Raw genomic sequence first — 24,253 nt, 5'->3', positions numbered from 1 at the left:
CTGAATAGACAAGATAGTCAAATGAAAAATCCTGGTTTATACTAGTGCCCATGATTATTTCCGAACTGCTTATGTATACTGTCGCTGCTTTGTTTTTTCTTCCTCTGTTCCTGCTTTTTCTGGTTTCCCTGGCGGAAAAGGATTATCGGGCGGCGCGCCGCTCCCTTCGGTTCTCCCTCATATCACCATTGCCTTTTATTGTTATCGCCATAGTGAATTTTCCCGGATCGGCCATCGTCAGCTATGCTCTTGCCGCACTTACTCTTTTTTTTCTTGTCCTGCTTCTTTTCCCCTATAAGACAAATCCAATCCGCCCTGAGGAAAAGTTGAAGGAAAAGTATGATGAAAGGGATGTCATTTTTGTCCGGAATCGTCTGGTGGAGGGGTCCGAACAGTTTTCAGACTATTATGAAAGAAAACCGGAATTGCTCGAAAGGGATAATCGTTTCAGAGAGGCTCCCGGGCTCCTTTCTCCGGAGTCCATTCAGGCCAATCCCTTTATGTACAGTTCCGCTGCCGCTTCATTTCAGGTCTGTGAAAATCTGATACCGCTCTGCGACGGGCCGGTTGCGGAAATGAAAATCGAATCCGATCCGGTAAAAATCACCCGATACATCAAAGAATGGGCCGGGCTTCTGGGTGTTGTTTCCATCGGCATTACAGAACTCAAAGATGATCATCGCTACAGTATAGGCGGCCGTCGGGAAAAGTATGGAAAACCGGTTATCAACAACCACAAATACGCCATTGCCTTCACAGTGGAAATGGACCGGGACTCCTTGCGCCGGGGACCCAAAGCTCCCACGGTGATGGAATCGGCCAGGCAATATCTTAATGCCGGAACCATAGCTGTACAAATCGCTGCTTTCATAAGAGGTTTGGGCCATTCGGCTAAAGCTCATATCGATGCCAGCTATGAAGTCGTCTGTCCTCTGGTCGCCAGGGATGCCGGTCTCGGTGAACTGGGAAGAACGGGACTGTTGATAACACCGGAGCTCGGATCGCGGGTCAGAATTAATGTCGTGACGACAGATCTGCCGCTGATAACGGATACGAGAGGATTCGAAGGCTCAGTCGCCGATTTTTGCGAACATTGCATGAAATGCGCCGATGTCTGTCCCTCCCGTTCCATTCCGAAAGGAGAACGTCAAATTGATAATGGCGTCCTGCGCTGGAAGATCGATCATGAAAAATGTTTCACTTTCTGGAGTAAAAGCGGCACGGACTGCGGACGCTGTGTGGCCGTTTGCCCCTATTCCCATCCCGACAATGCCATTCATAAGGCCATCCGTTTTTTTATACGGAAATCTCCTCTCTTCAGGAGATTCGGAGCCACTCTTGATGATCTTATATATGGAAGAAAACCGAAACCTCTAGGCCTCGCTGACTGGCAGAAAATCTGATCTTCATATTCTTCTATCGCTCTTAAAACACTTTTATTGCCTGAATCGGAAATCCGACACACAATGGCATGTATGGAAAGCACAACCAAATCCTCTCTGACAGAAAGACAGATACGCGGAATTTTTCAAAACATCGATAAAATTGATTCGATAAAAGAGTTAAAGGACGGCTGCTATAATACATCTTATGCCGTGCGGTCAGAATCAAATCTGGAATATGTTCTTAAAGTCTCTCCTCCGGAAGACGTTCCCATACTGACCTATGAGCAGAATCTGATGGAAACAGAAGTGCAGTTCCATAAAAAAGTAATGGAGATGAAAACATTACCGGTTGCTAAAATTCTGAAGGATGATTTCTCTCGATCATCAGTTCCCTATAATTTTTTTATAATGGAAAAGCTGAAAGGCCGGCCTTTGGATAAATTTGAAGAAATAACAACAGAAGAGAGAAAATCCGTCAGCTCCGACTTAGCCGGATATATGGCCGAGATGCATAAGATTACGGGAACCCGTTACGGCTATCCATTTATGACGGAGAACAGCAATCATGATTACTATACCGCCTTTCGGCGCATGGTCGAACTGCTATTGTCCGATGGAGAAAGAAGGGGAGCCGCGCTCCCCCTGTCACAGGAACAGATTTTCAATTTGCTGGAAAAATACAGAGAATCGTTTTCCGGAACCGGACAACCTGTTTTTGTTCATTTCGATCTCTGGGATGGTAATATCTTTGTTGAAAAAAGAGGTAATTCAATACAAATTTCCGGACTGATTGATTTTGAACGGGGGTTCTACGCGGATCCGGCGGCTGACTTTTCTCAAGTTCAGGGATACATCGATCTCAGAGAAAACGGATGGTTCTTCGATAAGTATAACCGACATGCTCTCATGCCTTTCACAGCTGATGAAAAGGCCTTTAACAGAATCTTTCTCTTCCGTTTCTACCTTTTCCTTATCATGATCGTCGAATCATACTACAGAGACGTCAACGGCAGCTTTGACTGGCAGCTCCAGTGGTCGCGGGAGGAGTTTCTCAAACTCTACAATCAGCTTAAATAAAGGAAAGCCGGCCAATATGGCCGGCTTGAATCAGTATCTTCTGTACTCTATTTGTCATGAAAGCTGGCGGCCATCTGTTTCATTTCAACAGCCTGACCGGAACCGTCTTCCAGATCTTTATGGACCATAGCCGTAACTCCGGTCGATAACCCGTATAGATTGATAAATCCTTCCGCATCTTTCTGATTGTAATCACTGGGACCGAATGAAGCCAGATCCTCCAGATAAAGCGCGTAAGGAGATTTTCTACCGATTACCCAGGCATTCCCTTTGTAAACACAGAGTTTAACTGAACCTGTTGTATATTCAGTGATTTTTTTCATCATCTCTTCCAGTGCGTAACGGGCCGTGGTATACCATTTCCCCGCATAAACCAGGTCGGCATAATCGTAGGACATCTTCTGTTTCAGATGCAATGCGTCATTGTTGATGGTGAACATTTCAAGATCGCGCATGGCCGTATGAAGCAATGTTCCTCCGGGAGTTTCGTAAATTCCGCGGCTTTTCATTCCGACGAGGCGTGTTTCGACAATGTCGACACGACCGACACCGTTCTCCGAGGCAATTTTATTGAGCTGTTTCATCATATCGAAGGCATTCATTTTCTGACCATTCAAGCCGACAGGAAAACCTTTTTCGAAATCGATGATGACTTCAGTTTCTTTATCCGGCGCTTCTTTGGGAGATTTTGTCAGACGGAACATGCTCTCTTCCGGCCGGTTCCAGGCGTCTTCCAGTATTCCGCCTTCATGACTCATATGCCAGATATTCCAGTCTCTGGAGTAGATATTCTTTTTGGAGATTTCTCCGAGATTAATATTGCGGCTCTCGGCGAAATCAATGGCGTCTTCACGGGATTTGATATCCCAGATTCTCCAGGGCGCAATAACTTTCAAATGAGGTGCAAGAGCTTTGTATGTCAGCTCGAAACGGACCTGGTCGTTTCCTTTTCCCGTACAACCGTGGCACAGGGCATCGCAGCCTTCGGCCAGAGCAATATCGACCTGGTATTTAGCCTGGAAAGGTCTGGCGATTGAGGTTCCCAGCATATACTGTCCTTCGTAAACGGCACCGGCTCTTACCATAGGGAAAATATAATCGGAAGCCAATTCTTCTCGAAGATCTCCAAGATAGTATTTTGATGCACCGGCATTGAGAGCCTTCTGCTCTACGGCATCCCAGTCCTCATCCTGTCCGACATTGGTACAGATAGCGATAACTTCAGCGTTATCGTAGTTTTCCTTCAGCCATTGAATGATGATTGAAGTATCAAGTCCGCCTGAATAGGCAAGAGCAATTTTTTTAATTGCACCCATATAATTCTCCTTAGCGCGTAAAATATATTTTCTTCAAAATTACAATTTCTGTTTCAATTCTTTTAAGACCGAATCGAGAATGGCAATTCCCTCTTCGATTTCATCTTGACTGATTACAAGAGGGGGAGCCAGACGCAGAACATTCACTCCTGTTTTCAGAAGCAGGAGACCTTTATCCCGCGCCTCTCCCATAATTTTCAGTACATCAACCCTATCGTTCTCATCAATCTCAAGACCGAGCAACAGTCCTTTCCCCCGGATCTCCTTGATGAAACTGTATTTATTTTTCAAGTCTTCCAGCTTGCCTGTCAGAAAAGCTGATTTTTCTTTAACACCCTCAAGAAACCCTTCGCCGGTGATCATGTCCCATACATAGGATGCAACCGCAGTGGTAACAGGTCCTCCGCCGAAGGTCGTGCCGTGTTCTCCGACTTTCACTTTTTCGTTCACGTAATCGGGAATCAAAGTCGCCGAGAGGGGAAGCCCTCCCGCCAGCGGCTTGGACAGCGTGATGATGTCGGCATCGAGGCCGACTCCATCGCACGCGAAGAGGTCTCCGGTCCGTCCCATTCCGGTCTGAACCTCATCGGCGATAATCAGGACTTTATGTTTCCTGCAGATGTCGTTCAGGGCTGAGACGAATTCCTTTGAAAGTGACCTCAGACCGCCTTCGCCCTGTACCACTTCGACAATTACAGCGGCAAAAGACTCATTGAGGCTTTCCTTCAGCTTTTCAACATTGTTGTATTCGATAATCTCCGCTCCGGGAATCATCGGTCCGAAAGGTTCTTTGTATTTATTATTGTAAGTGCTGGCAAGGGCGCCCATGGTTCTACCATGAAATGCTCCGGAGAACGAGAGGATCTTATAACACTCAGGACCTTTAGTCCTTATTGACCATAATTTGGCATATTTGATAGCCGCTTCATTGGCTTCCGATCCACTGTTCCCGAAGTGGACGGCGCTGAATCTCTTTCCATCGACAAGCTTTGAAGCGAACTTCAAAGCCGGTTCGGTCGTAAAGAGATTGGAGACATGAACCAGTTTCTCCATCTGGGCCGATGCGATGGCAGCGATTTCTTTGTTTCCGTATCCGAGGGCATTTACAGCTATCCCCGAGCCGAAATCCAGATATCTTTTTCCTGCCACATCAAAAACATAAACACCTTCACCTTTGTCCAGGATCAGGAATTCATCGGAATAGTTTTTGGGAAAACCATGTTCCTTCGTCAATGCCTTTTTTATTTCAGCCATATTTTTGTCCCTTTATTTCCTTTCAGAAGATTGTTCAAATCACCCTGATTTATATATTCTCCGATAACGACTGTTCCCGCCCCTTCGTGCAGGGCTTTCAGCGACGACCGGACTTTCGGAATCATACCTCCGCTGATTATGCCCTGCTCAATTAACCTATCCGCTTCCGGTTCATTGATCCTGTCGATTAATTCTCCGCTATTGAGAATCCCCGGAATATCGGAGAGGAACACAATCGTGTCAGCTTTACAGGCTATGCCCAGGGCCAGAGCCGCTTCATCGGCATTGATATTCAATGCGCCGCCTCTGGAATCGGATGAGACCGGCGAGACGATCGGAGTAAAGCCCCCTTGAAGCAGTAAATCGATAATCTTTCTATCCGAACCTGTAATCCTTCCCGTCCGGCTTCCCTCACCGATCGGCTCTCCGGTCAGCATGGAACCGTCTGCCCCGCTTATCCCGACGGAAAGCAGCCCGCAGCTGCTGAAGAGACGGACAATTTTTTTGTTCATCAGACCGGCCAGCCCCATATCTACAAGATCCATTTCTTTTTCGGAAGTCATTCTTATCCCGTCTTTGAATACAGGTTCGATTCCATAGGTTTTCTGGATAGCTGAAACGGCGGCTCCTCCTCCGTGGACAAGCAGGAAATCGTAACTGCGGCTCAATTCCTTTATCTCTTCCGCCAGATGCCGGAGAGCCCCGCTGTTCTCAGCGGCTCTTCCTCCGGTTTTAATGATCATAAGAGGCTTGCTCATATCATAGATCTCCCCATGTGCGCAGTCCCGTTGTTTCATCAAATCCGAAACGGATATTCATATTCTGTATGGCTTGCCCCGAAGCTCCTTTCATCAGGTTATCGATCGCGGAGAAGAGAAGCACTCTGTCATCACAGATCTCCCAACCTATATCACAGCGGTTGGAACCCCAGAGATGAGATGTTTCCGGTATGGATGAACCGTTTATCTTTATAAAGGGATCTTTCCCGTAGTATTCGCTATAAACATTCTTCAGCTGTTCATGGTTCAAACCGTTATGATAGGCTGTTGTCGTGACAAACATGCCGCGTCTTAAGGGAACCAGGTGAGGCGTGAAGAGCAAGTTGCTTTTCACTCCCGTATAGTCCAGTTCTTTCTGGATCTCACTCTGATGTCTGTGCTTTTTCCCGGGATTATAGGCATTGCAGTTTTCGCTTCTTTCAACAAAGAGGTTATTGATGGCCGCTTTTTTCCCCGCACCGGATATGCCCGACAGAGCCGTCGTCGTCAGATCTCCTTCAACAATTCCTTCTTTCAGAAGAGGCAGAAGAGGTAGAAGAGTGCAGGTCGGATAACAACCGGGATTGGCGATCAAGTCGTGGGTTTTCACTTTATCCCTGTACCATTCAGACAGACCGAAAACCGCTTTCCCTATAAATTCCGGTGCGGCGTGTTCGGTTCCGTATGCTTTCTCAAAACCCTCTTTTGTTTCATAACGAAGATCGGCCGATAGATCGATAATCACGGCCTTACCGATAAAACCCTTGTAAAAAGGAAGAGACGCAAGATGGGGCAGAGCCGAAAAAATTACATCCGGTTCTGCGGATTCCAGCTCATCGATACCTATATATCGTCCGGGGATATTTCCGAAAAGGCCCGGATCTCCCGATTCGATAGTTTCCCCTGTCTTTGTCGTGGAAACGGCAATAAGTGATTCTATATTTTTATGACTGCTCAACAGTCTCAGAAGGAGCATGCCCGTATAACCGGAGGCTCCCAGTACAGCCGCTTTCATAATTCATGCTCCAGATCCGGTATTCTGCTTACCAGAGCTTCAATTACAGTTTCTTCCCTTTCATTTTCCTTCAGAACGATTAAAATCGCGTCGTCTCCGGCGATTGTTCCGATGATGGGAAGACCTTCCAGTTTATCAAGAGCTATCGCTACAGTATTGGCATGTCCCGGGAGGGTTTTTAAAATTGCGAGATTTCCCGAAAACTCTATGGAGAGAAAACCTCGCGCAATATCTTCGACCAGGTATTTCTCAGCTTCCTTCTCCTCTTTTTCCGATGGAAGGTGATAATGGTACCCATCCTTCTCGTTTGAGATCTTGCTGACATTAAGCATTTTCAGATCTCTGGACAAGGTCGCCTGGGTAACAGAAATACCGTTTTCATCGAGCAGTTTCAAAAGCTGTTCCTGGCTGGAAACATGATTTTCCCTGATTATCTTCTTTATCTGCACCAATCTGGTTCTTCTATCGTTCAAGAGCGTACTCCATGTATAAATATTCTATTTTTAGGATAAAATAGCCGTAAATGATCTGTTAATCAAGTGAAATATTGAATAAATATACTTTATTTTGTAATTTTTTTTGATTCTTATTTACAGTGATCTCTTCGGCTTCTGACAAATGACTCCTCTCTTCAGTTTATAAATGTAATTTCCGATAATAAACGGGATATGAGTGAGAAGATTATAGATGACCGGAGCGATGGTTATGTGGCAATCGAGATCTCAGAAGATAAAATGGAAGCCTTTGCATCCTTTTTCCCCGCAACGGGGAAAGGACGTCCTCTGGAGAAAGTCCAGGCGGATTCCGCTCTGAACGCCAATAATATCTCCTATGGTATTATTGATGAAAATATCCTCAAAGCTATAGAACAATGCAATAGCGAGCAGAAAGCTGTTAAAAATGTTCCCATAGCCAAAGGAACAAAGCCTGTCAAAGCGTCTCCTCCCCACATCAATCTCAAACCGGAGTTTTTTAACAGAGAAAAAACCGTAGTCAGAGCAGATGGTTCGGTGGACCACAAAGAAAGCAGCCCTTTTGTTATGGTCAAGAAAGGGGAGGCTGTAGGTAGAATATTCCCTTATAGAGCCGGCGTCGAGGGAAAAGATGTCACAGGTGCGGCCGTTCCTTTTAAAAACAAGGATATGCAAATCTTCAAAGCAGGAGAGAATCTGGAACCTCGCGGAGAACTTCTCGTCTCCATGGCTCATGGTCGTTTTGTCATCGAAGGAGACAATATTTCCGTAACCGAGGTTCTGGAAATACCCTCGGATGTAGATTACCACACGGGTAACGTTTCATTTGCCGGAGACCTGATTATCGAAGGCGGAGTTCAGGATGGTTTCCGTGTCGCGGCCGGAAAAAGCATCCGTTGCAAGCAACTTGTCAAAAATGCCGAAGTACTCTGCCGCGGTGATCTGAATCTTGATCTGGGAGTTAAAGGCCGGGGAAATGCTCTCATACGGGCAAACGGCATGGTTACAGCCAAATTTATTGAATACGGTACAGTGGAATCAAGATCGGGAATAACGGTTTCAACTTCTATAATGAGTGCGGATATCAACACTCTCGGAAAATTGTCCATGGGCCAGAAGGGCATAATCGTATCCAGTACCATTATGGCTGAAAAAGCCATTGAAGCCTATAATATCGGGCGGGAGAACTGTGCTCCGTCGATATTGTGGTGCGGCGTTTCATTTGTTGAAAACAGAAAGCTAGAAAACATGAAAGTCCGTCATGAAGTACTGCTGGAAAAAATACAAAAAATGAAGAATCGTCCCAATCCTCCAGAAGAGCTCATTTCCCGAATGGAAGAAGCTTCCGGAATGCAGGAGAAAGAGATTGAAACCTTAGCGAAAAATCTCTGTGCATGTGATGAAGCTTACATCAAAGTACACGGGACTCTTTTTGCCGGAACAGAGATAAGAGTGGGGCATTTGAAATTAAAAGTGGAAAGCGATCAGACGAGAGTGCTGGTAAAAATGGATAAAGAAAAAGGACAGATCATAATGGGGCCTATCCTTTAGTCTTTTTATTCCGCGCCCCTTTCCTTCATCAGTTCGATCAGATTGAAATATCCTCTCCATTCAGCCCGTTTTAAAGCGGTGTAACCGTTATGGTCTTTTATGTTCACATCTGCTCCATGGAGAACAAGCTGCTCAGCTGCTTCCGCCATTCCGAGGCTGATAGCCATAATTAGGACATGGGTTCCGTTGCTTCCAATCGTGTTGGGTTCCGCTCCGGCCCGAACCAGAGCAATGGCGGTCGTTTCCAGATTTCTGGATAAAGCCAGGAAAAGCATATTGTTTCCGTAGAGATTTATGGCATGAGGATTGGCTCCGTGGTTCACCAGAGCGGTGGCTGTAAAATCGAGATCCCTGAGGATAGCCAGATAGAGATAAGTGTCTCCGTCACGATCCACGCCGGACGGGTCGGCTCCGGCATTGACGAGGATTTCGCCAACTGAATCGTGTCTGTTGAGAATCGCTCTGTGAAGAGCTGTCCGACCGTCTTCACCTTCGGCGTTGGGGTCGGCTCCATTATCGAGAAGCTCCAGAACTTTAGTCTCGTTTCCCCGGACCACATAATAAATCAAATCGCTGTTTATATCGGCGAAAAGAGGGAAGCTGAGAATTATCAACAGGGAAAGCAGAATATTTTTTTTCATATATCAGACAAACACTCAATAATCATATTTATTCAGGAAGGGGCTGTTTAAAGAATTATTAACATCATAAAATATCTCTATGGAAATAAAGAATCTGCAAAACCCCTTTCCCGATGCACCAGTATATTACAGAGATGTCACAGATTCAACTATGGAGGACTCTAAAAAAAGTGCAACAGCTGGAATTCTCCACGGGACTGTGTTTTCGACAGAATTTCAGGAAAAGGGACGAGGCCGTATAAGAGGACGTCGATGGCATTCAGGGAAAGGTCAGAATCTGATGTTTACACTTGTCCTGAGAAGAGATCATCTGACCCACGAACTCCATCATCTCCCTTTGATCGCGGGAGCGGCACTGCTTGATGCGGCAACTCGTTTTACCGGCGAAGCTTTTTCTTTAAAATGGCCCAACGATTTAATTTTTGGAGGGAGGAAATGCGCCGGTATTCTCTGTGAAGCCGATAGCACTTATTTTTATTGCGGGATGGGTATTAACTGCAATCAGGAAAACTTTCCTCCGGAAATTGAATATAAAACCACTTCATTAAGAGAGATTACCCGACGGAATATCGACCGTGATGACTTTCTCGTTGAAATCCTCGGTTCATTTAAGAATCTTCTGGATTCGGGCGATCTCTGGATTTCGCTAGTCGAAAAATTTCTCTATCTCTCGGGCGAGACCATAGAAGTCCGGGACGGATGGGCAGGGTCTGAAGACATTGTCAGGGGAATCAACCGGGGAATCGGTAATGACGGTCAGCTTCTGATCGAAGAGGAAAGCGGCATAATTCGTGAAATTTATGCCGGAGAAATAGAAATATGATATTTCTGACCAAATTACTTGATGATCTGTACGAGAATTAGTATCTTTTATCACGGATAATTTCTATCCGTTTAATTATCAATTTTTTATACCTTATAAAGGGGAGAATTATTTATGGCTAAACAGCTGCAGTTTAACGAAGATGCCCGGAAAAGCCTTCTCGCGGGAATTGAAAAACTTTCAGATGCTGTGAAGGTAACTCTTGGACCTAAAGGGAGAAACGTTCTCCTGGACAAAAAATTCGGAGCACCTACAGTAACAAAAGACGGAGTTTCCGTAGCAAGAGAAATTGAACTGGAAGATCCCTTTGAGAATATGGGAGCCCAGCTGCTTAAAGAAGTTGCGACAAAAACTAACGATGTTGCCGGAGACGGTACAACAACAGCGACAGTCCTCGCTTATTCAATTGTGAAAGAGGGGCTGAAAAGCGTCGCTGCCGGAATTAATCCCATGGGAATCAAAAGGGGAATCGACAAAGCCGTCGAGTTCTCTGTTGAGGAAATCAAAAAACACGCCCAGGAAATCAATGACAAAAATGAAATTGCCCAGGTTGCGGCAATCTCCGCCAACAACGATATGGAAATAGGTGAGGAAATCGCCCACGCCATGGAAAAAGTCGGAAAGGACGGAGTTATCACTGTAGAAGAATCAAAGACGATTGAAACGACCACTGACTTCGTAGAAGGTATGCAGTTCGATAGAGGATATCTTTCTCCTTATTTCGCTACTAACCGTGACACGATGACTTCAGCTATGGAAAACCCTTTCATTCTGATTTTTGACAAAAAAATCTCAAACATGAAAGATCTCCTTCCCGTTCTGGAAAAAGTCGCTCAGACAGGAAAAGCTCTTCTCATTATCGCTGAAGATGTAGACGGCGAAGCTTTGGCCACACTGGTTGTCAACACGATAAGAGGGGCTCTCAACGTCTGCGCTGTTAAAGCTCCCGGATTCGGAGACAGAAGAAAAGCCATGCTTGAGGATATTGCTATTCTTACCGGTGGAAAAGTCATTTCCGAAGATATCGGCCTGAAGCTTGAAAACACTGAACTCGAAGACCTCGGTGTTGCCAAGATGATCAAAGTCGAAAAAGAAAACACGACGATCATCAACGGAGAAGGTAAAGAACAGGATATCAAAGAGAGAATCGCACAGATCAAAACTCAGATTGAAGATACAACGTCCGATTACGACAGAGAAAAACTGCAGGAAAGACTGGCTAAACTGGCCGGCGGTGTGGCTGTTATCAATGTCGGGGCTGCTACAGAAGTTGAACTGAAAGAGAAAAAGCACAGAGTCGAAGACGCACTGTCTGCTACTAGAGCTGCTATTGAAGAAGGTATTGTTGCCGGTGGTGGTCTGACACTCGTTCAGGTAGCGGCGGCAATCGAGAAGTACGATGAGTCCTTGCTTACCGAAGATGAAAAGGTCGGATTCAAGATCGTAAAGAGGGCTCTTGAAGAGCCTGTAAGACAGATTGCCAACAATGCAGGTATTGACGGTGCGATTGTAGCGGACAAAGCGAAGTCCGAGAAGAAAGGTATCGGATTCGACGCTAACAAAATGGAATGGACTGACATGATCAAGGCGGGAATCATCGACCCTGCCAAGGTTACACGAAGCGCTCTTCAGAATGCGGCTTCCATTGCCGGTCTTCTCCTCACCACTGAATGTTCCATCACTGACATTCCCGAAGAGGCTCCTGCTGCAGGTGCTCCCGGAATGGGCGGAATGGGCGGAATGGGCGGCATGATGTAAGCCCGATCCCGTAAGGATTATACAGGACTGCTCCGGAGCATATCCGGGGCAGTCTATTTTTTTAGCTAAACATACTTTTTTTTCAGTGTACTTTTTCAAGCTATACTGATAAAATCATTTGAACTTGTAGGGTATTACTATGAAGAAAACAGTTTTCAATTTTATAATCGGATATCATGGAGATTCTGCCGTTGTCGATAAAAGAGCTTTAAAAGCGAATTCCTCCCTGACATCCCGGGAACTGGCTGACAAAGGGTTGTTTAAATCAGCTTTCTGCGACGCTCTGTACGATAATGATCAGGAATCGATGCAATACATTCTCAATCTGTACAATGAACAAAGCGGTTCGGCTTACAAATCCATTGACCAGCTGAAGCTCCTTTTCGGAGTTTATACCGTTCCGGATGAAATACAAAAAACTGCGAAAATCTAGTTTTAATATAAGTTTTAAAATACAAATGCGGGGATAAATTATGAATTTATTACTGAATCTGCCTCTTATGCAGGCTGCAGGCGGTGCGGCAGCTATGTCCACTCCAATCGTGACATTCGCTCTGGTTATTGCCATCTTCTACTTTCTGATCATCAGACCTCAGAACAAAAAACAGAAAGAAACAAAAGCCATGATCGAATCTGTCGAAAAAGGCGACAAAGTAACGACTATCGGAGGAATCAGAGGTACTGTCGATTCCGTTAAAGATGATATTGTTTCTGTCAGAGTATACAACGATGTGAAGATCGATTTTAAAAAGTCCGCTCTTTCCGAAGTTGTAAAGGATAAGAAAAATCAGAAGGTCGCTGAGATCAGCGAAGAAACTGATAAAAAATCCAAAAAGAAAGATAAAGAATAATTTTTTATAAGATATTTAAACAATCTGGAGTCATACAATGAGCATTAGATTTAGATTTCTGGTGATTCTTCTGTTTATCGGACTGGCCGGCGTTCTTCTGTCACCTACAATCAAGTGGTATTTCTTTACCCCTGAAGACAGACAGCTTATCGCCAACAGTTCCAAGGAGCAGATCCGGGAATATGCTAAAAAACAGGCAGCCGGCGAATTGGAGGAGCTGACGGCACTGGTTAAAAACAGTCCCGATGAAGTTCTTGCTGAATCATACGGTTTTCTTATAGCCGAAGCCAAAAGCAATTATAAACTGGAAAAGAAAGATTTTCCTGCGGAATGGACTGTAAAATCTGTTCTTGAAGGATTCAACTCTGCCAATGAGTTGTTTTCCGCACTTGAAGAATATCATAGAGAAGATATTACAAGTTTGAAGGATATGAAAAACAAGATCCTTCAGCTCGGTCTCGATATTTCCGGTGGTCTGAGCGTTACCATAGAAGCTGATGAAGACAATCTGGCGGAAAGACTGGGACATAGTCCTTCAGATGCCGAAATCGATGAAGCCATAGCTCTCGCTATGACAACTCTTACGAGCCGAATCGATAAATTCGGAGTCACAGAGCCTTCAATCAGAAAACAGGCGAACAACCAGATTATTATTGAAGTTCCCGGAGAGGTTGACCAGGAAACGGTTAACTCTTTCCTTCATGGTAAAGGTTCTCTGAATTTTCATATCGTTAATGATGATGCTTCCAATAAACTTCTGGACATTATCAGAAACAATCCCGGTGAAATCTTTGAGAACGGTCGTCCCGAAGACGATACGCTTCTTCCCGAAGATGTCGTTGTAATGGGCGTTTATAAAAAAGACGCCTATGGTGTTGATGAACTTACAAGCTATCTTGCTGTAGAGAAAGAACCCGGACTTGATGGTTCGCATATCAAATCGGCACTGGTAAGAAGAGATTCCATCACCAATCAGCCTGAAGTAATCTTTGAACTTGACAGTGAAGGCGGCGATCTGTTCTACCAGCTGACAAGCAATAATGTAGGAAAGCGTCTCGCCATCGTTATGGATGATAAAATCAAGGAAGGTGCTCCCAATATCTCTGAAGGTATCAGAAACTCCGTCAGGATGACAGGTTTCGACAGTGACGAAGCTCAGCAGCTTTCTATTGTACTGAAAACAGCGGCACTGCCCATCAACCTCAATGTTATTGATGAACAGGCTGTCGGCGCATCTCTCGGAAGCGACGCCATCAGAACAGGTATCATGGCAATGATCATCGGTTTTATTGCCGTCATTCTCTTCATGATTATCTATTACAAAGGTGCAGGTGTTGTCGCTACAGTGGCTCTCCTTCTTAACTTTGTGTTTATCATGGCAATTCTTTCGTCCTTTAAAATGACCCTGACTATGACCAGTATCGCCGGTCTTATTCTTAACGTTGGAATGGCGGTAGACGCCAACGTTATCATTTTCGAGAGAATCAAAGAGGAGCTTCGAATCGGTAAAGCCCGGTCAGCGGCTATTGAAGCCGGTTTCAAAAAAGCTTTCTGGACTGTAATGGATGCCAACATTACGACACTGATTGCTGCTATCTTCCTGTCTCAGCTTGGAAAAGGTCCTATTCAGGGATTTGCCGTTACGCTGGCAGTGGGTATCGTCAGTTCGCTCTTTACGGCTATCTTCGTATCCAAAGCAATATTTACATTCGGATCCGATACTCTCAAGCTGAAAAAACTCAGTATCGGATGGGGGCTTAAATAATGGAAAAAACAATCAATTTTACCAGACTCAGATTTGTTATGCTGGCCCTTTCGGTTGTTCTGATTACCGCGTTCTGGGGAGGCACTTTTCTCAGAGGTGGATTCAACTTCGGAATTGACTTTCAGGCCGGTTTGAATCAGCGGATCCAGATTACGACTTCTTCTGAAATCTCTGAAGGAGATGTTAAGATTGCTCTTGAGGGGATCGAATCGCTTCAGGTTCAGTCAATCGGAAATCCGGAAGATAAAGAATTCATGGTTCGTGTCGGTGTTGATGAAACCCAGGCTGATTTTCAGCAGACCGTAAAGAGGGAAATCCTCTCGAAGCTGGAAGCATCATTCGGCTCCGGCTCTGTGGAAATCCGCTCTTCTGACTATGTCGGACCCCGTTTTGCCGGAAGCCTGACATCCCAGACGATCTTCCTGACGGTTTTTGCCTTAGCTCTTATTCTCGTTTATATCTGGATCAGATTTAAATTGAACTACGCTATTTCGGCAATTGCCGCTATTTTCCATGATGTTTTGTTTCTTCTCGGTTTTATCGGTATCTTTCAGATCGACTTCTCAACTGCGACAATCGCTGCTGTATTGACGATTATCGGTTACTCGCTGAACGATACAATTGTTATCTTCGACAGAATCAGAGAAAACTCCAGAATCATTCAGGGAAAAACTTTTGAAGAAGTAATCAATATTTCTGTCACTCAATCATTGAGCAGGACGATTATTACTTCTCTTACAACTTTGATCGCCGTAACAGCTATTTTCATTCTCGCGACAGGGTCTATTAAGCTCTTTGCGCTGAATCTTATTGTAGGTGTTATTGTCGGTACTTATTCTTCAGTCTTTATTGCATCATCCATTCTTCTCGGATGGCATAATCTCAGTTCCAAAAAAACTACGAAAAATGTCAGATCTGCAAAAAAAGAGAATGAAAAAGTTGTAAACTTTAATAAGGCCTGATATATAAATTCAGCCTTTATTAAGGCTGTCTCAAGGCGAGGCAGCCTTATTCGGTTTGCCATAAGGTACGAACATACTTCGGCTATTGTGGCTTTTTTCTTCCAGGCGGATCAGCCGCATACTTTCCAAACAGGAATACCCCGAACCTACAGGTCGGGGATTCTTGTTTTATCAGCGGATATGAGAAATTACATAATTTATTTATTCCTGTTCCTTTTTCTCCCGACTCTTGGTCATACGGAACAAATGTATCGATTAGTCAAAACCCGTGATGGAGTACTACGCCCGGGAGAATTTCTTTTTTCAATGGGAGAAATGGAAAATCCCGAAGATGCCCTGGCGCAATATCTTGATTGGGATAATCCCGTTATCCGAAATGAAGGAAAAATCTCATATCTGGCACCCAGAACCGGTGATGGATATATCCCTGTTCTCGCTTTTCACAGGATTGGTGATGATCCGCATCTCGAGCTGACTCTTGAACGGTTCGAATCTTTACTGATTTTTTTCAATGATAATCGGTTTCATGTCATGACCGATCTGCAGCTTATTGAGGGAGACTTTACATTTGCTGTAAACGGAAGCTTTCCTGTTGTTCTCGGTTGTGATGACAGCTCTTCAGGTGTTTTTTATTACCAGACGGTCAAAGCACTAAAAAATTCTTCCTTTGTGATGGAAAATGGTGATTATGTCATATCTGATGATTGTATGGTCTATGTTCTCGAGAAATATCTTCCTCTCGAGCAGGGGCGTAGAAATTTCACTTTTTACCTGACATTCGATGCCATTCCCTTCCGCCAGACCGGTGGCGGGTTTAATCCGGGGCCACCTTATCTGGCCATGCCGGCCGTACAATCAAAACTGGTCTACCTTAACCGGAATTTCTACCTGGGAAACCACACTCTACATCATTATGTCACCGAGGTTGTCTCTGAACTGGAATACCTCTTCGAATTAATTGGATATTATGATGTTCTCAACAGTTACGGGATTCAGACAGAAGGAAAATCTACACTGGCCTATTCCTATGGAATAGGGGACATAACACCGGAACGACAATTGACAGTTAAGAATTTCAACTATGGAGGTAATACCATAGCAGGAGCTTTCGATTATAATAACGAGTTTACAAAACCTGTTGATTCCGGGGAAGTGAATAGATATGATATTTCCAGGATCGGTGTGGACAACGGGAATTTTGAAGAAGTTCTGAAAAGGCTTAAAGAAACAGAATTATACAGGAATAGAAGAGCTGTTCTTGTAAAGAGTCCTGAGTATCCTTTCGATTTATCGGATTATGATATTAATGAAAATGATCAGAATTATATTCTGATTGGAGACTGATATGAAAAAAATCATCAGAGCAAAGGCAATGGGATTCTGTATGGGTGTTGAACGGGCAGTTGCAATAGTTCAAAAAATCGCCGATGAAAAAGAAGACAATGCCGTAACCCTTGGCCCGATTATTCACAATCAGCAGATAGTTGATAAATTCGCTTCGCTTGGTATTCCGGCTGTAGAGTCTATTGAAGAAGTTAAAGAGGGGAGAGCTGTTATCAGGGCGCATGGGGTACCTCTATCAGAGAGAAAAAAACTTGAAGATAAAGGTGTCGAAATTATCGATGGCACTTGCCCTAAAGTCATAGCGTCACATAAAATCGTTCAGAAATACAGTTCTCTAGGCTACCATATTATTATCGTTGGGGATAAAAATCATGGAGAGATAAAAGGTCTCGCCGGCTATGCGGATGATTTTGACATTATTGGAAATGCAGATGAGGCTTCTCTTATAAATCCGCCTGATAAAAGCATGGTTATCAGTCAAACAACAATAAAAGAAAGCGAGTTCGAATCGGTTTGCCGGGTTTTGAAAGAGAAGAACCGGAATGTTATTGTCCACAACAGCATCTGTTCCGCCACAAATGACAGACAGAACGCAGTTAAAAAACTTGCAGGGGAAGTCGATGCCCTTCTTGTTATTGGCGGAAAAAACAGTGCCAACACAAAGCGTCTTTATCTGACTGTTAAAGAGATGAACGTCCCTTGCTGGCACATTTCAACTGTTGAGGAAATCCCTCCTGAAATTTCCAGTTATGATACAATAGGTCTGACTGCCGGAGCATCTACACCGGACTGGATAGTTGATGAAGTGGAAAATTCACTTCTGCATCTTTGAGATAGGAGCCCCTTTGAAACGGTTTATTCTACTCGTTCTAGTTTTATCCTCTTATTTTCCTCTCATGGCATTCGATAGTCTTGAAGGCGCTATTCTTCCAGAAGGAAATATGTTCGGTATTACAGTGGAGCCTTCATTCGGATTTTTATATGGTCAGTCCCGAGAAATCGTCTTTGATACGGGAGACGAAAGTACGCAGGGCATGAGCAGTTCTAATGGATATTACCTAAGTGAGCTTATCTGGGACATTACAGATGTTTTGTATACCGGAATGTCTGCGTCTCTCAATTTTCAGAATCGTGTCTATGTCAATTTCGGGATCTGGAAAGCTGTCACTGATGGTAGCGGATATATGAATGACTATGATTGGGTACTACAAGACAAATATGGAGCATATAACATTTTACATGATAGAGATGGAAAGACCGATTTGTCCCATTGGTCTCTCAGTACTGTTGATATCGTCAATTCTGTTCTTATCGATGCCAATGGTTCCTACGACTTTTTAGAAAATCCCAATTGGTCGCTACTTTCGGTTATGGGATATAAATATTTGTTCTGGGATTGGACAGACTCAATTATAGATTCTGAATATGATGGAATCGAGGATGTCATTGAAGTAGGAACCAATGGTATCGATTACAGACTCGCTCTCCATATTCCCTACATCGGCCTGAGAGGTGGCTATAGGAGCCGCTATGGTTTTTTTTTGAAAGCTAACATAGGTTACAGCCCATTTGTCTTCGGAATGGATCACGATCATCACATTTTAAGAGGTCTTCATTTTTACGATAGAACTTATTTCGGGCAATATCTCTCTGGAACACTGGAAGCGGGAATCCAGTTATCTCCACTGTTCAGTTTAAAATTTCTGATCTCAGGAGAATACCTTTTTGAATCAAAAGGAATCACATATGCCTATTATGACTCGGGAACTCCAGCCGGAACCTTTCCCGGTGGGGCTGGAATCCAGTACCAGTCCCTCTCCTTGTCCCTTAACGCCGCTTTCAGCTTTTAGATGCTTTGGGCTTAACTGTTTTCGGCAGTTTTCTTGACTTGAACCGCTGATGCCGGGAAGCTTTGTCTTTTCTGAACTCGTAATAATTGTCCATCTCGATAAAATCATCCTTGTAGATGAATCCACCTTCGCAACCGCTGGCCAGAAATGAATGGGCCAGCATTTGTTTTTCTACCTCGCTTCCATCTGCATCCAGGACTTTTTTGATATGCCCTTCTGCATCACGCTCTATGTACATGATCAGGTAGTTTTCTGTTATTCCTTCAACTATTTCCATTAATCCCATTATAGGGAAAATATCTTTTACTTTGAAGAGCGTACTTGACTTTAAAGCCTTATATCCTGATATTATAGAACAAAGGCATGGACGGAGACGAGTAACAATCCCCTGCGTCACGAGAGAGATCATCCCTGGGCTGGAAGATGATCGACGTAAGAATCTGTGAAAACCACTCCCGAGCTGTGCGGGTCAAAGGCTTTCGCCGAGTATCCCGTGCCGACATCCCGCGTCAAGGGAGAGCTGAGTGCGCTGCAGAGAATACACTAGCTGTAGCGAATTAAGGTGGTAACGCGGAAGACATTTTGTTTTTCGTCCTTAGGAAACTTTTATCAAATTAAGTTTTCAGGGGTGAAAAATAAAATGTCTTTTTTTTACCCCGCGAAAGTACCAGGAGGCATTTATGTCCGACAAAGAAGCTAAAAAGCTTGAAAAACAACAGACTATGCGCCATTCAATGGCTCATGTCATGGCGGGAGCAGTTCTGAAGATGTTCCCCGATGCGAAAATTGCCATCGGTCCCGCTATCGAAAACGGATTCTATTACGATTTCGATCTTCCCAGATCCATCACACCTGATGACCTCGGTGTAATCGAAGAATCCATGAAAGAAATCATCAAATCCCGTAGCGGATTTGAAAGATCCGTCGTTTCCAAAGAAGAAGCCAAAGCTCTTTTTGCAGATCAGCCTTATAAGCTTGAGCTGATTGAAGAGTTGCCTGAAACAGAAGAGATTTCTGTTTATCAAATGGGCGATTTCAAGGATCTGTGCCGTGGTCCTCATGTCGAGGATACCAGCCGCCTCAATCCTCAGTCTTTCAAACTGCTGAAAACTGCAGGCGCTTACTGGAGAGGCGATGAGAAAAGGCCCATGCTCCAGAGAATCTATGGAACAGCTTTTTCCAATCCGAAAGATCTGAAAATGCATCTTCAGCATCTGGAGGAAATGGAGAAACGGGATCACAGAAAAATCGGTAAAGAGCTTGATTTGTTTTCGCTTCATGAAGAAGCCGGTCCCGGAATGGTTTACTGGCATCCCAAAGGGGCAAGAATCAGAGTCGCTATTGAAGACTTCTGGAGACAGGAGCACTACAAAAACGGTTATGAAATGGTTTTTACTCCCCATGTCGGTAAATCCTGGCTCTGGGAAACCTCCGGCCATCTGGGATTCTACAACGAGAGCATGTTTCAGCCCATGGAAATGGATAAAAGCGACTATTACGCCAAGCCTATGAACTGTCCATTCCACATCATGATCTACAACAACGGAAAGCATTCTTATCGGGAACTTCCTTTCCGCTGGGCCGAACTGGGTACAGTCTACAGATATGAAAAATCAGGAACTCTTCACGGATTAATGAGAGTCCGGGGCTTTACTCAGGATGATGCACACATCATCTGTACTCCCGACCAGGTAGAAGATGAAATTCTCGAAGTACTCAGATTTTCTCTTTTCATGCTCAGATCTTTCGGCTTTGAAGACATCAGCGCCTACCTTTCCACCATGCCGGAAAAAAGTGTAGGAGAGAAAAAAGACTGGGATCTGGCAACTGAATCCTTGAGAAAAGCTATTGAGAAAGAAGGTCTCGAATATGGTGTCGACGAAGGCGGTGGCGCTTTCTACGGGCCCAAAATCGACTTGAAGGTAAAAGACACAATGGGACGTGAATGGCAGCTCTCCACCGTGCAGTTTGACTTTAATCTTTCTGAAAGATTCGATATGGTTTTTGTCGATAAGGACGGTAAGGAAAAACGTCCCTTCATGATACACAGAGCGCTTCTAGGATCGATTGAGAGATTCTTCGGTGTATTGGTTGAAAACTTCGGAGGAGCATTCCCCGTATGGCTCAGTCCTGTACAGGCAATGGTTATACCCGTATCTGCCAAATTCGATGATTATGCCAAAGAGGTTGAGAAAAACTTCCGCGCAGCAGGAATCCGTGTTGAAACAGATTTTTCCGATGAGAGGATGAATGCAAAAATCCGCAACGCCCAAACTCAGAAAATACCCTACATGATTGTTGTCGGGGAAAATGAGATGAATGAGAAAGCGGTCAGCATTCGAATCAGAACCGGTGAGCAGAAGAACGGTATGCCCATGCATGATGCTGTTCAGATGATCATGGATAAAATTGAATCGAAAGAACTTCCTTGATCGGTTGAAGACTAAAAAAGCCTGCTTATTTTAAAGCAGGCTTTTTTTGGGGGTGGTCAGTCTTCTGTTTTAAATCGGCTGACTTCCTTATTGAGGTTTTCCGTAACAGAACCGACACTGTTGGCCAGTTGAGTTATTGAGTTGACAGACTGTGATACTTCTCTGACGCCAAGAGAAACATCATTAATCTTTGAGTGAACTTCCTCAGTTATGTTTTTAACACTGCTCATCTCACTTTTCATACTCTCTGATGCGTCGGAGAGATCATTAGAGCTGTTTTTTACATTTATGGAGACATCCTGAAGAGAAGTCATGGCTTCCAGAATCTGCTCCCCACCGCTTTTTAGCTCTGTAATACTAGTAGAAATCTCATAAAGAGATTGAGAAAACTGAATTATTTCGCTATCCACTTCACTATATGCCAGACTGGTAACGCTTCCTGAAGCCTGAGCATTTTCGATATTTTCCACGATTTCCTTCAAGTTGGAAGATATTTCGTTGGATTGCTTTGACGAAGCTTCGGCCAATTTTCGAATCTCGTCGGCAACGACTGCAAAACCTCTTCCCGAATCACCGGCATGAGCGGCTTCTATAGCAGCATTCATTGCCAGCAGGTTCGTTTGATTCGCAATACTTTTAATGATGCTGGCCATTTGGGAAATGTTATCTATTTTATCATTAATCTGGTTTATGATTCCCGTCGTCACATTAAGCCTTTCAGAGCCGTTCGCCGATGTCCTGACGAGCTGGTCAATGGCAGCTGTTTTAGATTCCGTTATTCTGGCAATGCTTTCTATTGAAGAAATCATCTCAGTGACGGAAGCGGTAGACTCTTCAACCATCGCCATTTGTTCGGCAACCTGATCATTTAAAGTCGTGAAAACTCTATCAACCTGATCTACAGCTTTATAAGAGACATCAATGTTATCTTTCAATGCGTCAATTCTGCCTGCGATTTCATTCGCGTTCCGATCAATGTTGGTTGATGTTTCATCAGTTTGCTTTACAGCTGAAAATAAATCGTTCTGAACGGAAATGTTTTTGTTTGAAATGCTTTGGATATTTTTAATAGAATCAGATAATCCTTTCTGAAAGAGATTTAAATCGCTGCAGAGCAGACCAATGTCGTCTTTGTATTTATCATCAAATTTGACAGTTAAATCTCCATCCTTCATCGTAACTATGTTTTCTACAATTTTACCGATGGATTTTCCTAAGCGGTTTGATAAAACCATGACGGTAAAAATAGCAATTATGAACATAGCCGATATGACAATTGCCGCAATAGTCAGACTTCTTATTTTTAATCTGTTTATTTCTTTATCAATTATAATTTTCTGCTCATTCAGAATATTGAGAGAGGACTGTAAGTTAAAATCCATACTGAGAATAGCACTGTTGAGATTGGTCAGGTGATTAAAGACTCTTCTTATGTTTTCGTGATCAAGAGCCTCTTTTTTCGAATATAAATCAGGAATTTTAAAACCATCAGTTGTTCCGAAAATCAGAACAGCATCATTCTCAAGTTGATTCATTTCCGAATCGAGCCGGGTAAAGTTGTTTTGAACCAGCGAGAAGATGTTCTCAATTTTCCCGATTGCTTCAGCTATAGCTTCGCTTGCGTTGATCATTGTTGTAAGATTTGAAATGGATTCAAAGGAATTCAGGGTCTGCTCTCCCAGTTCCTGAACAAGACCGCGCTGCTTCAAAAACAAAGTATAAGGTATTTGGTTTATAGCATTTCTGTATTCCATGAAATTGAGTTCTAGAGTATTAAGAGTCTGCTTCTCGCGTTCAATTCTGACAGAAGGGATTGTCAATATAATGTAGATAGCAAGAGACAAAATGAAAGAAAATAACAATCCGCTGTTTATCAGAATCAGCTTGGACTTAATTTTCATGTATAGATCTCCGTTAAATAAGTTATTAATTATTATAATGATATCATACTAAAATGAGTTTTTATATATTGGAACAGGTAATATTTTGATAGTTTATCAGTGAGATGCTTTAAAATAGGTTAAAAGGAGAATGGAATGCTTCACAATTTTTATACATATTTATTTATCTCCTCTATTTTTTGTGGAGCTATCACTGCTGATTTATTTAAAGTCCTGCGAGAACCGGGTAAAAAAGAAAAATGGGATGCCATGTCTCATATCTTTCTAGTTCAGATGATGTTTATTTTCATTTTTATAATAGCTGGATTACTTGCAGCCGAGGTAGATTCATTTCCTCTTACTAGAATTACTATATTCTGTCTTATCTTTGTTATCCTATTTTCTCTATCATTTCATTATATAAAAAATCTGACATGGCTTGTTACTGGAGTTTTATTATTTGCTATATCTATCTTGTTCCATTCAGCGCTGTCAGAATACACACCTGTACGAGACCAGGTGGCAATACATTTTAGGGTACTTCAGAAAAATGAAAGTGGATATATTATTGAAATTAACGAAAAAGATATGGAATACAGTTATTACAAGGCCAAAGGTGAATCGGTTATTCCTTATATTTCCCGATTGGATTTTTCTCAGTTCCTATTCTTTATGCCTGCTTCTACATATATCAATTTCCATCAGCTGGTTCAAGGATCTGATCAGATTGATGATAGTTTATTGCATTTAACGATCCCGGCATTTCTATACATTAGCAGTCAAGTGAGTACGGAGCCTATTTCAAACGAGTTACTTTCAAGATCAACTTATATTATTAAGCGGGATGGATCGATTCGAGTCGAAAATACGCCGTAAAAAATAATGGATGAAAAGTCTCGAAAAAAATAGAGATTATTTCTTTAAAACCTGTTGACACATTTTAACGAAAAGTATTAATCTCTCAGAGCACGCTAGGCGGAGACGCCGATGTTTGCACTGTTCTTTAACAAGTTATTGTTAATTAGGGAAGGGAAGAGAATACGAAAATGAACTTTTGAGTTTCAGATTTTTTATGATGAAATTATCGCTCTTCGGAGTGATAAAATAAATCATGGAGA

General features: G+C 43.3%; 22 protein-coding genes and 1 other annotated feature. Of the genes, 14 read left to right on the top strand and 8 right to left on the bottom strand.

Going from position 1 to position 24,253, the window contains the following annotated elements; all coding sequences use genetic code 11:
- Positions 1-50 precede the first annotated feature (50 nt).
- Together HNR50_RS20840 and HNR50_RS20835 are read left to right on the top strand one after the other, a co-directional pair.
- Entirely contained in the window at positions 51-1,403 is a 1,353-nt protein-coding gene (locus tag HNR50_RS20840) for a 4Fe-4S dicluster domain-containing protein (protein WP_184748745.1), read from the top strand.
- A 72-nt stretch (positions 1,404-1,475) separates the two neighbouring features.
- The gene (locus tag HNR50_RS20835; RefSeq protein ID WP_184748744.1) at positions 1,476-2,462 is read left to right on the top strand and encodes an aminoglycoside phosphotransferase family protein; all 987 of its coding nucleotides are present in this window, start codon (positions 1,476-1,478) and stop codon (positions 2,460-2,462) included.
- Between the two features lie 47 nt (positions 2,463-2,509).
- Here HNR50_RS20835 and HNR50_RS20830 read toward each other — a convergent pair whose 3' ends face one another.
- From HNR50_RS20830 to argR, 5 genes are read right to left on the bottom strand one after another with little or no spacing between them, the layout of a single operon-like run.
- The gene (locus HNR50_RS20830; protein WP_184748743.1) at positions 2,510-3,778 is read right to left on the bottom strand and encodes an argininosuccinate synthase; all 1,269 of its coding nucleotides are present in this window, start codon (positions 3,776-3,778) and stop codon (positions 2,510-2,512) included.
- Between the two features lie 39 nt (positions 3,779-3,817).
- Entirely contained in the window at positions 3,818-5,032 is a 1,215-nt protein-coding gene (locus HNR50_RS20825) for an aspartate aminotransferase family protein (protein WP_184748742.1), read from the bottom strand.
- Positions 5,020-5,790 (bottom strand): acetylglutamate kinase, encoded by a 771-nt coding sequence (argB, locus tag HNR50_RS20820; protein WP_184748741.1) that lies wholly within the window; start codon positions 5,788-5,790, stop codon positions 5,020-5,022. The genes HNR50_RS20825 and argB overlap by 13 nt, the downstream gene beginning before the upstream one ends.
- A 1-nt stretch (position 5,791) precedes the next feature.
- Positions 5,792-6,805 (bottom strand): N-acetyl-gamma-glutamyl-phosphate reductase, encoded by a 1,014-nt coding sequence (argC, locus tag HNR50_RS20815; RefSeq protein ID WP_184748740.1) that lies wholly within the window; start codon positions 6,803-6,805, stop codon positions 5,792-5,794.
- Positions 6,802-7,278 carry an arginine repressor gene (gene argR, locus HNR50_RS20810; RefSeq protein WP_184748739.1) on the bottom strand — a complete coding sequence of 159 codons (477 nt, stop codon included), beginning with the start codon at positions 7,276-7,278 and terminating at the stop codon, positions 6,802-6,804. Before argR ends, argC begins: the two co-directional genes overlap by 4 nt.
- Before the next feature lie 195 nt (positions 7,279-7,473).
- Between argR and HNR50_RS20805 the strand changes: the two genes are divergently transcribed.
- The gene (locus HNR50_RS20805; protein WP_184748738.1) at positions 7,474-8,829 is read left to right on the top strand and encodes a flagellar assembly protein A; all 1,356 of its coding nucleotides are present in this window, start codon (positions 7,474-7,476) and stop codon (positions 8,827-8,829) included.
- A gap of 5 nt (positions 8,830-8,834) precedes the next feature.
- Here HNR50_RS20805 and HNR50_RS20800 read toward each other — a convergent pair whose 3' ends face one another.
- Positions 8,835-9,470: an ankyrin repeat domain-containing protein gene (locus tag HNR50_RS20800; protein WP_184748737.1), complete on the bottom strand. Its 636-nt coding sequence runs from the start codon at positions 9,468-9,470 to the stop codon at positions 8,835-8,837.
- Positions 9,471-9,549: 79 nt separating this feature from the next.
- Between HNR50_RS20800 and HNR50_RS20795 the strand changes: the two genes are divergently transcribed.
- The 9 genes from HNR50_RS20795 (at position 9,550) to HNR50_RS20755 (ending at position 18,823) form a co-directional block, all read left to right on the top strand.
- Complete coding sequence (locus HNR50_RS20795; protein ID WP_184748736.1) at positions 9,550-10,293, top strand: biotin--[acetyl-CoA-carboxylase] ligase; 744 nt, start codon at positions 9,550-9,552, stop codon at positions 10,291-10,293.
- Positions 10,294-10,407: 114 nt separating this feature from the next.
- The gene (groL, locus tag HNR50_RS20790) at positions 10,408-12,051 is read left to right on the top strand and encodes a chaperonin GroEL (protein ID WP_184748735.1); all 1,644 of its coding nucleotides are present in this window, start codon (positions 10,408-10,410) and stop codon (positions 12,049-12,051) included.
- A 139-nt stretch (positions 12,052-12,190) separates the two neighbouring features.
- On the top strand, positions 12,191-12,484 hold the full coding sequence (locus tag HNR50_RS20785; RefSeq protein WP_184748734.1) for a hypothetical protein: 294 nt from the start codon (positions 12,191-12,193) through the stop codon (positions 12,482-12,484).
- Between the two features lie 40 nt (positions 12,485-12,524).
- Positions 12,525-12,902, top strand: a complete 378-nt coding sequence (yajC, locus tag HNR50_RS20780; RefSeq protein WP_184748733.1) for a preprotein translocase subunit YajC — start codon at positions 12,525-12,527, stop codon at positions 12,900-12,902.
- 37 nt (positions 12,903-12,939) lie between these two features.
- Entirely contained in the window at positions 12,940-14,667 is a 1,728-nt protein-coding gene (gene secD / locus HNR50_RS20775; protein WP_184748732.1) for a protein translocase subunit SecD, read from the top strand.
- A complete protein-coding gene (secF, locus tag HNR50_RS20770; RefSeq protein ID WP_184748731.1) occupies positions 14,667-15,629 on the top strand; it encodes a protein translocase subunit SecF in 963 nt (320 codons plus the stop codon). The genes secD and secF overlap by 1 nt, the downstream gene beginning before the upstream one ends.
- A 306-nt stretch (positions 15,630-15,935) precedes the next feature.
- Positions 15,936-16,973: a polysaccharide deacetylase family protein gene (locus HNR50_RS20765; RefSeq protein ID WP_184748730.1), complete on the top strand. Its 1,038-nt coding sequence runs from the start codon at positions 15,936-15,938 to the stop codon at positions 16,971-16,973.
- A gap of 1 nt (position 16,974) precedes the next feature.
- Positions 16,975-17,805 carry a 4-hydroxy-3-methylbut-2-enyl diphosphate reductase gene (gene ispH / locus HNR50_RS20760; protein WP_184748729.1) on the top strand — a complete coding sequence of 277 codons (831 nt, stop codon included), beginning with the start codon at positions 16,975-16,977 and terminating at the stop codon, positions 17,803-17,805.
- A gap of 64 nt (positions 17,806-17,869) precedes the next feature.
- Positions 17,870-18,823, top strand: a complete 954-nt coding sequence (locus HNR50_RS20755; RefSeq protein ID WP_184748728.1) for an omptin family outer membrane protease — start codon at positions 17,870-17,872, stop codon at positions 18,821-18,823.
- Here HNR50_RS20755 and HNR50_RS20750 read toward each other — a convergent pair.
- The gene (locus HNR50_RS20750; RefSeq protein WP_184748727.1) at positions 18,813-19,100 is read right to left on the bottom strand and encodes a hypothetical protein; all 288 of its coding nucleotides are present in this window, start codon (positions 19,098-19,100) and stop codon (positions 18,813-18,815) included. The two genes, HNR50_RS20755 and HNR50_RS20750, sit on opposite strands and share 11 nt — an antisense overlap.
- 78 nt (positions 19,101-19,178) lie before the next feature.
- Positions 19,179-19,423, top strand: a binding site (T-box leader).
- Positions 19,424-19,503: 80 nt separating this feature from the next.
- Between HNR50_RS20750 and thrS the strand changes: the two genes are divergently transcribed.
- Positions 19,504-21,255 (top strand): threonine--tRNA ligase, encoded by a 1,752-nt coding sequence (gene thrS / locus HNR50_RS20745; RefSeq protein ID WP_184748726.1) that lies wholly within the window; start codon positions 19,504-19,506, stop codon positions 21,253-21,255.
- 56 nt (positions 21,256-21,311) lie between these two features.
- Here the strand turns inward: thrS and HNR50_RS20740 are convergent, their stop codons facing one another.
- Entirely contained in the window at positions 21,312-22,964 is a 1,653-nt protein-coding gene (locus HNR50_RS20740) for a methyl-accepting chemotaxis protein (RefSeq protein ID WP_184748725.1), read from the bottom strand.
- 327 nt (positions 22,965-23,291) lie between these two features.
- Between HNR50_RS20740 and HNR50_RS20735 the strand changes: the two genes are divergently transcribed.
- Positions 23,292-24,011 (top strand): hypothetical protein, encoded by a 720-nt coding sequence (locus tag HNR50_RS20735; protein WP_184748724.1) that lies wholly within the window; start codon positions 23,292-23,294, stop codon positions 24,009-24,011.
- Positions 24,012-24,253 lie beyond the last annotated feature (242 nt).

The organism is Spirochaeta isovalerica (assembly GCF_014207565.1).
Taxonomy (GTDB): Bacteria; Spirochaetota; Spirochaetia; order DSM-2461; family DSM-2461; genus Spirochaeta_F; species Spirochaeta_F isovalerica.
The sequence above is the reverse complement of the archived record's forward strand: the minus strand, read 5'-3'. Positions and strand labels throughout refer to the sequence as shown.